16 protein-coding genes are annotated in these 13,286 nt (G+C 33.3%); 5 read left to right on the top strand and 11 right to left on the bottom strand.

Annotated elements, in window-relative coordinates:
- The first annotated feature begins 2 nt into the window (after nucleotides 1-2).
- The 3 genes from rsfS to Q5O73_RS02150 all read left to right on the top strand — a co-directional run bounded on the left by rsfS (nucleotide 3) and on the right by Q5O73_RS02150 (nucleotide 3,051).
- On the top strand, nucleotides 3-350 hold the full coding sequence (rsfS, locus tag Q5O73_RS02160) for a ribosome silencing factor (protein WP_302625034.1): 348 nt from the start codon (nucleotides 3-5) through the stop codon (nucleotides 348-350).
- A 14-nt stretch (nucleotides 351-364) separates the two neighbouring features.
- On the top strand, nucleotides 365-1,666 hold the full coding sequence (locus tag Q5O73_RS02155) for an alpha-amylase family glycosyl hydrolase (RefSeq protein WP_302668952.1): 1,302 nt from the start codon (nucleotides 365-367) through the stop codon (nucleotides 1,664-1,666).
- A gap of 128 nt (nucleotides 1,667-1,794) precedes the next feature.
- Complete coding sequence (locus tag Q5O73_RS02150; protein ID WP_302668951.1) at nucleotides 1,795-3,051, top strand: GTP-binding protein; 1,257 nt, start codon at nucleotides 1,795-1,797, stop codon at nucleotides 3,049-3,051.
- Between the two features lie 111 nt (nucleotides 3,052-3,162).
- Here the strand turns inward: Q5O73_RS02150 and lexA are convergent, their stop codons facing one another.
- Complete coding sequence (gene lexA / locus Q5O73_RS02145; RefSeq protein ID WP_302668950.1) at nucleotides 3,163-3,780, bottom strand: transcriptional repressor LexA; 618 nt, start codon at nucleotides 3,778-3,780, stop codon at nucleotides 3,163-3,165.
- 216 nt (nucleotides 3,781-3,996) lie between these two features.
- Here lexA and Q5O73_RS02140 point away from each other — a divergent pair, with 216 nt between their 5' ends.
- Nucleotides 3,997-4,374 carry a LysM peptidoglycan-binding domain-containing protein gene (locus Q5O73_RS02140; protein ID WP_021953050.1) on the top strand — a complete coding sequence of 126 codons (378 nt, stop codon included), beginning with the start codon at nucleotides 3,997-3,999 and terminating at the stop codon, nucleotides 4,372-4,374.
- 160 nt (nucleotides 4,375-4,534) lie between these two features.
- On the opposite strand, the gene Q5O73_RS02135 is transcribed toward Q5O73_RS02140, so the two are convergent.
- The 8 genes from Q5O73_RS02135 to Q5O73_RS02100 form a co-directional block, all read right to left on the bottom strand.
- The gene (locus tag Q5O73_RS02135) at nucleotides 4,535-5,590 is read right to left on the bottom strand and encodes a tyrosine-type recombinase/integrase (protein WP_021953051.1); all 1,056 of its coding nucleotides are present in this window, start codon (nucleotides 5,588-5,590) and stop codon (nucleotides 4,535-4,537) included.
- A 15-nt stretch (nucleotides 5,591-5,605) separates the two neighbouring features.
- Nucleotides 5,606-6,310: an ATP-binding protein gene (locus tag Q5O73_RS02130; RefSeq protein WP_118588612.1), complete on the bottom strand. Its 705-nt coding sequence runs from the start codon at nucleotides 6,308-6,310 to the stop codon at nucleotides 5,606-5,608.
- A 118-nt stretch (nucleotides 6,311-6,428) separates the two neighbouring features.
- The gene (locus Q5O73_RS02125; protein WP_302668949.1) at nucleotides 6,429-7,340 is read right to left on the bottom strand and encodes an RluA family pseudouridine synthase; all 912 of its coding nucleotides are present in this window, start codon (nucleotides 7,338-7,340) and stop codon (nucleotides 6,429-6,431) included.
- 12 nt (nucleotides 7,341-7,352) lie between these two features.
- Nucleotides 7,353-7,892 (bottom strand): signal peptidase II, encoded by a 540-nt coding sequence (gene lspA, locus Q5O73_RS02120; protein WP_021953054.1) that lies wholly within the window; start codon nucleotides 7,890-7,892, stop codon nucleotides 7,353-7,355.
- Between the two features lie 39 nt (nucleotides 7,893-7,931).
- Nucleotides 7,932-8,690, bottom strand: coding sequence for an RNA-binding protein (locus tag Q5O73_RS02115; RefSeq protein WP_302628864.1), 759 nt, complete (start codon nucleotides 8,688-8,690; stop codon nucleotides 7,932-7,934).
- A 2-nt stretch (nucleotides 8,691-8,692) separates the two neighbouring features.
- On the bottom strand, nucleotides 8,693-9,283 hold the full coding sequence (locus Q5O73_RS02110; RefSeq protein ID WP_021953056.1) for a cell division protein SepF: 591 nt from the start codon (nucleotides 9,281-9,283) through the stop codon (nucleotides 8,693-8,695).
- 27 nt (nucleotides 9,284-9,310) lie between these two features.
- Nucleotides 9,311-10,003 carry a YggS family pyridoxal phosphate-dependent enzyme gene (locus Q5O73_RS02105; protein ID WP_186840403.1) on the bottom strand — a complete coding sequence of 231 codons (693 nt, stop codon included), beginning with the start codon at nucleotides 10,001-10,003 and terminating at the stop codon, nucleotides 9,311-9,313.
- 23 nt (nucleotides 10,004-10,026) lie between these two features.
- Nucleotides 10,027-11,445: an HlyD family efflux transporter periplasmic adaptor subunit gene (locus Q5O73_RS02100; RefSeq protein ID WP_021953058.1), complete on the bottom strand. Its 1,419-nt coding sequence runs from the start codon at nucleotides 11,443-11,445 to the stop codon at nucleotides 10,027-10,029.
- Nucleotides 11,446-11,577: 132 nt separating this feature from the next.
- On the opposite strand from Q5O73_RS02100, the gene Q5O73_RS02095 reads away from it, so the two are divergent.
- Nucleotides 11,578-11,793, top strand: coding sequence for a DUF378 domain-containing protein (locus Q5O73_RS02095; protein ID WP_021953059.1), 216 nt, complete (start codon nucleotides 11,578-11,580; stop codon nucleotides 11,791-11,793).
- Nucleotides 11,794-11,906: 113 nt separating this feature from the next.
- Here Q5O73_RS02095 and Q5O73_RS02090 read toward each other — a convergent pair whose 3' ends face one another.
- Together Q5O73_RS02090 and Q5O73_RS02085 are read right to left on the bottom strand one after the other, a co-directional pair.
- Nucleotides 11,907-12,305 carry a methylglyoxal synthase gene (locus Q5O73_RS02090; RefSeq protein WP_021953060.1) on the bottom strand — a complete coding sequence of 133 codons (399 nt, stop codon included), beginning with the start codon at nucleotides 12,303-12,305 and terminating at the stop codon, nucleotides 11,907-11,909.
- A gap of 105 nt (nucleotides 12,306-12,410) precedes the next feature.
- Nucleotides 12,411-13,286: FtsW/RodA/SpoVE family cell cycle protein (locus tag Q5O73_RS02085; protein WP_302668948.1), on the bottom strand; the 876-nt coding region annotated here is incomplete at its 5' end.

Raw genomic sequence — 13,286 nt, 5'->3', positions numbered from 1 at the left:
ACATGACCTCAAAGGAAATGGTAAAAATTGCCTATAATGCAATTGATGATAAAAAAGGAATGGATATTTCCATAATTGATATTTCGGAAATTTCAGTTTTGGCTGATTATTTTATAATAGCCGGTGGAAGTAATATTAACCAGATAAAAGCCATAACTGACAATGTTGTTGAGCAATTAGGTAAAGAAGATGTTCACCCAAAAAGCATTGAGGGATATAATAATGCCAACTGGATTTTAATGGATTATAAGGATATTGTAGTTCATGTATTTAATCAGGACGACAGACTATTCTATGATTTGGAAAGAATCTGGCGGGATGGCAAAACCGTTAATATAAACGAACTTTAGGAGATGAGATATAAATGTGGGCATATGAGAGTGTATTTTATCAGATTTATCCCTTAGGATTTTGCGGTGCACCCTTTGAAAATGACGGAGTTTTAACCCATCGTATTACAAAGGTTGCCTCATGGATTCCCCATATCAAAGAAATAGGTGCCAATGCCATTTATTTTTCACCTATATTTGAATCTGATACTCACGGATACAATACAAGAGATTATAAGCAATTAGACGTAAGATTAGGGGATAATTCCGATTTTAAGGAATTGTGCAGTCAGTTGCACTCCAACGGAATAAAAGTAGTTATTGACGGCGTTTTTAATCACGTAGGACGTGGTTTTTCGCCATTTATGGATGTGATAAAGAACCGGGAAAACTCACCTTATTTTCATTGGTTTAATATTGATCTTAACGGGAATTCAAACTACAATGACGGTTTATGGTATGAAGGCTGGGAAGGCAATTATGACCTTGTAAAACTTAATCTTTACAACAACGATGTAGTAGAATATCTTTTAGATGCCGTAACCTTCTGGATAAAAGAGTTTGACATTGACGGAATACGTCTTGATGTAGCATATTGTCTTGATTTTGACTTCTTAAGAAGATTAAGAAAACATGTTGATAGTCTTAAAGATGATTTCTTTTTAGTAGGAGAAATGCTTCACGGAGATTATAACCAGCGCATGAATCCTGAAATGCTTAACAGTGCCACTAATTATGAATGCTACAAGGGACTTTATTCCAGCTTTAACAGCATGAATATGTTTGAAATTAATCATTCACTCCTTCGTCAGTTTGGACCGGAGAACTGGACTCTTTACAAAGGAAAACACTTGTTGTCATTTGTAGATAACCACGATGTTACAAGAGTGGCAAGTATTCTTTCCAACGAAAATCATCTGCCGCTTATTTATGCACTTTTATTTGGCATGCCTGGTATTCCTTGTATCTATTATGGAAGCGAGTGGGGTGAAAGGGCAGATAAAAATCAGGGAGATCCTGCTTTAAGACCAAGCTTTGATAAACCTGTTTTCAATGAATTAAGTGCCTATATTGCAAAATTATCCCACATAAAAAAGAGTCAGCAGGCATTAAATTATGGAAATTTTACATCAGTTGTTCTTACAAACAGACAATGTATATTTAAACGAAGCTGTAATGGTGAAAATATTTATGTGGCAATTAATGCAGATGAGAACAGTTTCAGCTGTTCCTTTAATTCAGAAAAAGACACTTTTACAGATTTGATTTCAGGTAATAATATAGCTGTAAAACCTGATTTTGAAATGAAAGGTTACACAGCCTATATTTTAAAATAGATATTTAACATTTACTTAACATTATATGTATATTTTTGTATTACCATATAGTGGTTTAAGAGGATTATATCTTTGCAGCATACTGCAATATTATATAAATAAATTATTAACGAAGGGAAGTAGATAATATGGAAAAGACAGCAAGAAAATTAGTTCCTGTCACATTACTTACAGGCTACCTAGGAGCCGGCAAAACAACATTACTTAACCAGGTTCTTTCAAATCAGAAGGGATATAAGGTTGCTGTTATTGTAAATGATATTGGCGAGGTAAACATTGATGCCTCATTAATTGCCAAGGGCGGACAGGTTACCCAGAAAGATGACAATTTAGTTCCACTGCAAAACGGTTGTATTTGCTGTACTTTAAAAGTTGATCTTATTAATCAGATTGTTGATTTAATTGGTTCAGGAAAGTTTGACTATATTTTAATTGAAGCCAGTGGTATTTGCGAACCAATTCCTATAGCTCAATCCATTACGATGTTAGACGGTTCTTATGACAAGAGAGCAAAAATTGCCCGCTTAGACAATATTGTTTCAGTAGTTGACGTTGCAAGGATGGCAGATGAGTTTGGTTGTGGTGAAAATCTTGTAAAAGATGACATAGATGATGAAGATATTGAAAATCTTTTAATTCAGCAGATTGAATTTTGTAACACCATTATTTTAAATAAAGTTGATACAGTTACACCTGAACAGCTTGCCAAGGTTAAGGCAATTATCAGAAAGCTTCAGCCAAAAGCTGTTATGCTTGAAACAACATACGGACAGATTGACGTTGATGAAATTCTTAACACTAACAGATTTGATTTTGAAGATGCAAGTATGTCTGCCGGCTGGATTCAGGAATTAGATTCATACGATTACAGTGAGGAAGATGAACGCCGCAAGCACCATGAGGAAGTGGAGGAACATGATGAGCATGAACACGATGAGCATCATCATGACGAGCATGATCACGACCATGACGAACACGGTCACCACCATCATCACCATCACGGAGAGGGTGAAACGGAAGAGTACGGCATCGGCTCATTCGTTTACTACAGAAGAACTCCTTTTGAAAAGGAAAAATTTGAGGACTGGCTTGACAATATGCCAAAAACAATTATAAGAAGTAAAGGTCTTATCTGGGCAGCTGAAGATAACAATAATGCTTATCTTTTTGAGCAAGCAGGAAAGCAGTGCAACATTTCCAATGCAGGTCAGTGGGTTGCTACAGCTCCTAAAAAGGTTCGTCAGAAAATGATGCAGGAAGACCCTACACTTATAGATGATTGGGATGAAAAAGTAGGAGACAGAATGATTAAATTGGTATTTATCGGTCATGATATGGATAAAGAAGGTATCATTGATTCTCTTGATAAATGTCTTGCCTACTAATTTCAAAATTAAATAGAACAGCAAAAATCCGGTATTAAGCAGAAATGTTTAACACCGGATTTTTTATGAATAAGAGCTCATTAATCTCAATAATAAATTAACCATCTAATTTTACATAATATTTCTTCTATAAAGTGCATGTGCCCTTCCAACAATAATACAGTCATTCACAATAATAGGATCCATGTTGTCATTTTCAGGTTGAAGTCTGATATATCCGTTTTCCTTGTAAAAACGCTTAACTGTAACAGAATCATCTATTAAAGCCACAACGATATCTCCGTTCTTAGCAGTATCAGTTTTTTCTATAATAAGATAATCTCCCTCTAAAAAACCTACATTAATCATACTGTCTCCATGAACCTCTAATATGTATGTCTCTGCATTAGGCAAAAACTCTGTAGCTATGGCAAAATAATCCTTAATATTCTCCACAGCAAGCAGTGGTTCTCCGGCAGCCACCCGTCCTATAACAGGTATATTGGTCATTTCCCTTCTGGACAATCCAAATTCATCATCTATAATTTCAATTGCCCTTGGCTTAGTAGGGTCTCTTCTGATATAGCCCTTTTCCTCTAAACTGTTAAGATGAGCATGAACAGAAGAAGTAGACTTTAAGGATACCTTCTCGCATATTTCCCTAACAGTAGGAGGATATCCCTTTAACAAAATTTCATCTTTTATATAATCTAATATCTGTTGCTGTTTTGGTGTAATCTTTCCAGCCATAAAAAAAATCTCCTTTTCATATTTGTAAGTCCCGTTTAATGTACTTAATATATGTTAATATTATCATATATGAAAAGAAAAGGCAATAACAAGATCGAACAAATATTCGAAAATGTTATTGACAAACATTTGTTCTGGTGATATTATATCAATACAAGATACGAACAAATGTTCACTACTTTTTATAAATACAATTATTCGACGGAGGATTTACATATGAAAGAATCAATGAATTACAACAGAAGGGAAGTTGTTGCACAACAGAAACGTACCCGCATTGCTGAATTAAAGAAGAGAATTATTTTATCCTGTAGCTTTATTGCATTATTGGCAGTAGCTGTTGTTACAGCCATTAGTTTCGTTAACGTAAACGCAACTGTACAGGGAGATAACCCTTCATACAAATATTACACCAGCTATGAAGTTCAGCCTGGAGATACATTAACATCCATAGCACAGAAATACACTGCCAATAGCAATGTTTCTGTTCCTGAATACATATCTGAGGTAAAGAAAAACAATGAACTTTCCTCTGATAACATTACAGCCGGAAACTACATTGTTATTTCATATTATTCTAATGAATATAAATAATCTTTTTATTTATATATTTTTGTTTCTGTGGTAGTAGAATAAGTTATCCATATGTTATTTTACATCCACATTATAATACCGGAAAGGATGTTTATCCCTTCCGGTATTATTTCCCCAAATACAAACTAAATTATTTTCTTCTTAAAATTAGTCTTTTCTTTTAATCTTTTCTTAACTTGACGGCATTTCTTGCCTTACGGCGTCGTTCGTCTTCAATAGCTGCATAGTGTTTTCTGGTTGTATTTACATCCTTATGTCCTAAAACATCTGCGACCAAATATATATCTCCCGTTTCCTTATATAAAGATGTACCATATGTACTCCGAAGCTTATGAGGAGTTATTTTCTTTAAATTAGTAATTAAGGAAGAATATTTTTTTACCAATTTTTCCACTGAACGCACACTCATACGTTTTTTCTGTAGAGAGAGGAATAGTGCATTTTCATGGCCTGTTACAGCAATAATATGCTTTCTTTCCTCTATATAATCAAGTAAAGCTTCCTCAACCTCCCTGCCGAAGTATACAACAGTTTCGTTTCCGCCTTTTCGCCTGATTTTAATTCCTGAATTTTTAAAATCAACATCTCCAATATCTATTCCCACACATTCAGAAACACGAATACCTGTACCTAACATCAATGTTAAAATTGCCACATCACGAATCTTTGTTTTTTCATGGAAATACTTTTGATTATCCGTTAATTTATCCCCTGTTTCCACCTCATCTAAAAGATTGCCTACCTCATCTGCATCAAGTCGTACAATCTCTTTTTCGTGGATTTTTGGCATATCAACAATAGAAGCAGGATTAGTGCTTATTTTTTCTTTTTTATAAAAGAATTTATATAAGGTTCTAAGACAACCTAATTTTCTTTTAATTCCACATTCTTTGTTAGTGTGTTCCTTACCATCTGAATCTATATAAAACTTAAGATAATCCAAATATTCTTCAATATCAGTAGCTGTAACCTTATCTAACACATCAAGGGTTATATCATGAATATTAACATTCTTTAATTTCGGATTATTTGATTTTAAGTAATTAAAAAATACTGATAAATCATATCCATAGGCAATTCTTGTCCTAGAAGAAGTAGTAGGCTCAATTCCTCTAAAAAACTCCCCACAAAACGCTGGAAGACTTTTAAGCAACTCCCTAAGTTTTAAATTATTATCTACAATAACCTGATCATGATAATTTCTTTGTGTAGCCATTGTTCCTCCTGAAATCTAATCAAAACCGCCATTTAAAACAGCAGTAAAAAGTCTGTCTTTGCAATTAGGATTTTCCCTGTTTAACTGACGGACTAGAGTTTTAATATATTCCCTTTTAGTATGACCGTCCACCGGACATGGATTTTTAGCCACCGGAAGATTATATTTATTGGCGAAACCAATCACATCCATCTCCGAAACATACATCATTGGACGTATAACATTAAGCCCCATACGGTCAAGATATGTAACAGGATTAAAGCAGTGGAAGCGCCCTTCATAAATCAGTGACATAAGCATTGTTTCAATCATGTCATCTCTGTGATGGGCATATGCCACCTTATTACATCCCATTTTCTTTGCCACATCATTAAGAGAACCCTTGCGCATTTTGGCACAAAGAGAGCAGGGATTAGATTCCTTTCGCTTATGAAATACAATATCACCAATTTCCGTGTCAATTATTTTACATTCCACATCTAAATTCTTACAAAAATCTTTTATAAGATTAAAGTCCTGATTTTCGAATCCTAAATTAACCGTCAAAGCCACAATATCAAACTTTTTAGGATAAAATTTTCTTAAACCACTTAATGCATATAAAAGTGCCAGGCTGTCTTTGCCACCTGATACACCAACAGCAATTTTATCACCGTCATCAACCATAGAATAATCATCCATGGCACGTCTTACATAACTATATAATTTCTGAAGCTTCATAAATTACCTCACCAAAAGCAAAAATAGTACTAAAAATTTTTTTCTTACTTTTTCAATTATTATAATACAACTATTCGCAAAACACAAGTTTAACGAATAAAGATATAACAAAAAAGTGCTATGAAAGCACTTTCTCAATAAGATTAATCATATATTCCGGTATTGGAGCCTCAAACTCCATATATTCCTTTGTTGTAGGATGTACAAAACCTATAACCCTTGCATGTAAACATTGTCCTTGAAGCTTATATGGGCATTTATTATGGTTATAAATGCTGTCACCTAATAAAGGATGATTTATACTTGCCATATGAACTCTTATCTGATGTGTACGTCCTGTTTCTAACTGAAATTCCATAAAGGCAAATTTATCTAATTGCTTTAAAACCTTATAATGGGTAACTGCCGTCTTTCCGTTTTTTTCAATAATGCACATATGTTTCCGATTATTTGGATGACGGCCAATTGGTGCATCTATAACGCCTTCAGTTTCATCAAATCTGCCTTGGACAATCCCTACATATTTTCGTGTAATGGAATGAACCTTAAGCTGTTGTGAAATAAAATTATGGCTGTAATCATTTTTACATATTATAAGTGCGCCTGTAGTATCTTTATCGATTCTATGAACAATCCCCGGCCTTAAGACTCCATTAATACCGGATAAATTATCTTTACAATGAAACATTAAAGCATTAACTAATGTTCCTGTGTAATGTCCCGGTGCAGGATGTACAACCATGCCCTTAGGCTTGTTTACAATTAAAACATCATCATCTTCATATAAAATATCCAAAGGGATATCCTCGGCTTTAATGCTGGCAAATATCGGTTCCGGAATATCAACGGATATAACATCACCTAATTTAAGTTTATAATTAGATTTACATTCCCGGCCATTCACTAAAATATTTTTATCATCTATAAGTTTTTGTACATATGACCTGGAAGTATCCTGTAGTGCCTTGCCTAAAAACTTATCAATTCTCTTTCCCTGGGTCTCTTCATTGATGCATATCTTTTCACACATTATCTGCTTCTCCTATCTGCTGTCATTTCTTTTTAAAGAAATAATATTGTTAAAATCATCTTCGCTTATAATAAAAGCACACATAACAATAATAATGAAACATGAAACTGTAACATAAATATCTGCAACATTAAATATTGGGAAATTAATCAGCTTAAAATATATAAAATCTATTACATACTGGTGTAAAACGCGGTCAATCAAATTGCCAACCGCCCCTGCCATAAGTGTTGCAAAAACATAATTTAGAGCCACAAGTTTTGTGCTTTTATCAGATCGCATTAATCTGAAAATATTTGACATAATTTTTACAATAAATGCAATTGCCACTAAAGTAAAAATTACAAATAAAAAAGTCTTTCCAGACAACATTCCCCATGCTGCACCTGTATTTCCACCATCCAAATAATGAAAACACAAAACATCTTTAATTATATTAAATTCATTTTTGCCTTTTAAGCTGATTGCAGCCCAATACTTGGTTATCTGGTCGAATATAATCAAAATCATCTCAAATAAGGCAATTTTAAGCCAGTATTTATATTTGTTCATTGCTGAAACGTCCTTTCAATTTAATCTGAAAATATAATTTTAAACATAAAGGTCTATGGATATAAGATTTCTTCCTTTTTTAGTTTCCTTTAACACCCTGTTGAAAACGAAACGGCCTAACCCTCTTACGGAAATAATATCATTTTCCTTAATACTGTAACCGTTAGATGTTATTAATTTTCCATTAACAAACACCTTGCCGTTTTCGATATAGACAATAATACTGTTTCTGGACATATTAAAAGCCGTGGATATAACGCTGTCTAGCCTTACATTGGAAATGGTACCTGTTATATTCTTTAATGTAGGTTTAATATCCACGCTGTTATTAACCGGTAAAACCTCATTATCAATAAAAGTATGTTTGACCTTTGTGAGATTCTCACTTATATATTCTGCAATATCTGACATACAGTAAATATATGCAATGTTATCCTTTATAAAAATATCACCTATTTTACTTCTTACAATTCCTAAATTTAAAATAGCACCTAAATAATCCCTGTGAGTAAGATTGTCAGCATATTTGGAATTCTTTGGTGCAATTTTTATTATGGAAACTGGAATTTCCTCCTGATAATATATCTCCATTGTAGAAAATATGGCAATTTTTCTTTCTGCATAATTATTACCCCCTGTAAGGTTAATTCTAACAGGAGGTAATTTATTTTTCACTGATTCTAATATATTTATTTCATTTATGTTTAAAAACTCGGTGTTGGTATATATATTTCTATTAAATGCCACATCTGCAAGCTCATTAAACCTGTTTATTAGAAAATGTTCTTCTTTATTCAAATCTATTCACCGTAATAACTTCTCCTGGATTCATAGGATGCTGAATTGTAATCACTAGTTCTGTCACTGATACTGTCTGCGAAATCCCCTGTAATGTCAACAGAGCTTGGAGTTACTAAATATATGTACCCACTAATCTTTTGAAGATTTCCTCTTATGGCATAACATCCGCCACTGACAGAATCAACTATACGCTGTGCCAGTTCTAAACGCATTCCTTCTAAGTTAAGTACCACTGACTTTCCATCTAATAATGTATCAATAATATCCTTTGTTTCCTCATAAGCTGTCGGCTTAATAACACATACTTCCATATCACTGTTACTTCTCATTGGTACTACCTTGCTGCTTCTTGTACTTCTTCCACTATTTCTTGCGGAAGATGTTGAACGGGTAGTTCTTGTTCTTGAAGGTGTAGGTGACGGTGCTGATTCAAAGTCATCATCCCTTACCACTCTTTCACGTTTTTTCTTTACTACCGGCTCTGCTTCCTCTGCATTATCCTCTTCGTAATCATCATAGAAATCATCATCGTAATCATCTTCATAATCCACGGTGAAAATATTTTTAAATTTATCCCCAAATTTTGACATCATTCTCTCCTATATCTATCATTAAATTTATATATTATAATTTCTCTCACCAAATATTCCGGTTCCAACTCTAACCATGGTAGCACCTTCTTCCACAGCCACCATATAGTCACCTGTCATTCCCATTGAAAGAACATCCATACTAACATTATCAATGTTTTTATCTCTTATGTCAACCGATAATTTCTTAATTTCCCTAAAGTATTCTCTGTTACTTTCAGGATCCTCCGTATATGGTGCAATTGTCATAAGCCCTTTAATTCTTACATGTTCAAATTTTGCAATTTTTCTTATAAGTTCTTCTGTCTCCTTTGCATTTATGCCAAATTTGCTTTCCTCCTGAGCTATATTTACTTCCACTAATATATCACAAACCTGATTATGTTTAGCAAACTCTTTTTCAATCTGTTCTGCTAATCTTAAAGAATCAACAGAGTGAACAAGATACGTTTTACCAACTAAATATTTAACTTTATTTCTCTGTAAATGACCTATCATGTGCCATCTGATATTTTTCGGTAAAACATCATATTTATCGCATAATTCCTGAACCTTATTTTCCCCGTAATCTAATGTTCCTGACAAAAGAGCTTCCTCTATGGCAGAAACCGGTTTGGTTTTACTTACTGCAATAAGGGTTACCTCTTCAGGATTTCTTCCTGCCTTTTCACATGACTTAACAATATTTTCTCTTACCTTGCTGATATTTTCATTTATCATTTCTTTTCACCTTCCTGTTATATCTATTGGTAAATAACCTGATTTTCCGTCACCTTAGATGCATCTAATACAATTCGGTCATAAATCTTCAGGCTATAATCCATGATCTTAATAATGTTATATTCATCTGTGCTGTCTAAAATAGATACCACGGTAAAAACAGTATAACCATTGTTTATATTATAGGCACCCATAAACTTTCTGGTATGACCTATAACATATGTTTCGTGGGAGTCAGGCTTCGTAATAACTTCTCCGTCATTAAAATACAACCTGGATACATAATAATTCTCATCATCTGCATATGCAATAGGAGGATAATATATCTTAGATTCTCCCTTGTTTCTGTCACTGCTTTGAACGTTAAAGCCTACATTATTGTCATTCTTTCCCTTTGTACTGTATTTTGCCGGAATAACATACAAATCATTTGATACGATAGATGACTTTGGCACCTTATATCCGTTTTTTGGAGTATTGACAATTTCAATATCAATATATCTGTCTGTAGCATATCTAACAACATATTTTGAAAGAGTAATTACTCCATAATATTTTTTATCAGTGCCTCTGACTACCTTGATGTTGGCAGTGGTATTTAAACCGTCTTTTAAAAATTTTATTTTTATATTAGCATAATCAGACTTTCTTTCCTTTGCCTCTTTTTTGTATTCACGGGCAGTCTTTTTAGTCAACTGAACTGCTATGCTCCATTCATCGGAATTGATGGTCTTGTAAACCGGTGCGCCTTTTTCTATTTTATCTCCCGACGAAAATAAAGCTGAATTATATAATGATTTATCAAACATTGATGCCTTTAGTTTTTTTGACGTTAACGTTTCAAAATCATCAACCCTGTAAAGAACAATTCCTGTAGCAGCTGACTTTTCTATGGCAAAATTTCCACCGTTTTTCTTTGCTAACTGTTGTAACGAGTTCATATTAAGCAAGTCCACAATGGAACCCTTTAATGTACTTTTAAAATCATAAACATCAGAAAAATCCATGTCGTCATAATTGTTGCTATAATCATACAGCAAATTGGAAATCGTCTGCATGTTTTCATCAGTCATATTAGAGTAATCCTCTCCTGCCTTTGACAGTAGCTGATTTAAATTTCCTGTGGAATCAATACTATACAAGGTGGAATTTTTTGAAACACGGGAGCCTTCCCTGATAAAATAATCAACATAACCTGTCTGATTAGCATATTCAATTATTTCATTTCTCATTGCTATACCAACGTAGGAAGTGTTAATTCCCTTTGCATTTGACCCTGTAACAACCTCATAATATTTTGTTTTTTCTGTTGTAAAGTAAATAACAGCATTTATCAATATGTAAACAAGTATAAGACCAAATACAACTATTCCTATATTTATGCTAATAGGTGAGTTAAATTTAACTACCTTTTTTTTTCTTTTTCTTTTTTGCTTTTCCATTATGTTTCTCCTAAAATTCAACTTTCATTATCTAATATTCTTATTACTAAGTCAATATTTTAAAACATTTTTAAATGTATTATTTTTTTTATTTTGGAAAAAATAATAGCAGTCATTAAAGGAGGTAAATACATGAAATCTAAAGGTTTTGATTATTTTGTACTGACACTTGTTATTATCGGTGCCATTAACTGGGGACTAATCGGCTTTTTTAAGTTTGACCTTGTAGCTTTTCTCTTTGGTCAGATGACATGGCTTTCAAGAATTGTATATGCCATAGTTGGAATATCCGGCTTGTATACCATTAGTCTTTTTGGCAGAGTATGCTCTTTTGGCGAAAACAGATAATATTTCTTAAGTGTTTTAAACATACTTTATAAGCTTATAAGACAAACAGTAATAAAACATCCATATACTATAGTTTAAATCTATAATATATGGATGTTTTATTTAAATATTTACTAATTTTTGTAAATTTCACGCCACTCTAAATCTCCTCTGTTAAGTGATTTAATCAGTAGCTCTGCAGTTGCAATATTTGTTGCTAAAGGAATATTATGCATATCACACAGTCTGACTGCCTTGTGAATATCAGGCTCATGTGATTTTGGGTTAAAAGGATCACGAAGAAAAATAAGCAAATCCAAATCGTTCTGCTCTATCTGGGAGCACATTTGCTGTTCTCCTCCTAAGTGACCTGCTAAATATTTATAAACTGATAAGTTGGCAGCTTCCTCAATAAGTCTGCCTGTAGTTCCTGTGGCAAACAATGAGTGCTGACATAAAATTCCTCTATACGCAATACAAAAATTCTGCATTAATTTCTTTTTTGAATCATGTGCTATTAATCCGATGTTCATATTATCCTCCATTCCATAAGAATAGTATACCTAAATATTTCCAAAACTTCCACAAAAATTATGTTAAATTTAAAATTTTTTCAAAAAAATTTGTTTATTTAATTCTTAAACTCTTGCTTTCGTCCGTTGTAATCCAATATTTAGAACTATTCCCACACCAATATACATACTAAGGAGCGATGTAAGACCATAACTTACAAAAGGCAGGGTCACACCTGTATTAGGCAATAAGAATGTAGCAACTGCAATATTTACAAAGGATTGAATTGCAATCAACACCCCAAATCCGAAACAAAACAGCTTTCCGGAAAACGTGGGGGCTCTGGAGCCTGTTATAAAACACTCAAGAACAATCATAAATAACAAAAGAATTACTGCAGCCGCTCCAACAAATCCCAGTTCTTCACCTACTATTGTAAAAATAAAGTCTGTATGGGACTCTGAAAGGAGTTTACCGTTTTTAACTGATGTTACCGTGTTATTATATAATCCCTTTCCTGTTAAACCACCTGAACCAATTGCCAAAAGGGAATTTTCCTGCTGATATCGTATCTTTTTGGCTGTTTCATTATCGTCCTGGAAGAAACCTACAATACGGTTATACTGATATTCACTTAATATTTTCTTTCCTGTATCCGGCTGAACAACAAAATATCCGAAAATACAAAATACCGGTATTGCAATTACAATAACTGCAGTTACAATTTTATGGTTAATTCCTGATAAAAACAATATAGCTGCCATGGTTACTGCTATTACAATAGTTGTTGATAAGTCGGGCTGTGCCAATATAAGTACCATTGGAGCGCCTAAAAACAAAACTGCACCACCTAATGTCTTAAAGGTATCAAGGGTTTCACGCCTTTTATAAAGGTACGTGGCAATAAATATTATTAAAAATATTTTTGTAATTTCCGACGGCTGAAACTCTGTAAAGCCTAAATTAATCCATCTTTTAGCACCTTTATTTACAGTACCAAC

The sequence above is a fragment of the Eubacterium sp. AF15-50 genome (assembly GCF_934835595.1).
GTDB classification, from domain to species: domain Bacteria; phylum Bacillota; class Clostridia; order Lachnospirales; family Lachnospiraceae; genus Eubacterium_G; species Eubacterium_G segne.
Note: the sequence above shows the minus strand (reverse complement) of the source record. Positions and strands in the feature narration are given on the sequence as shown.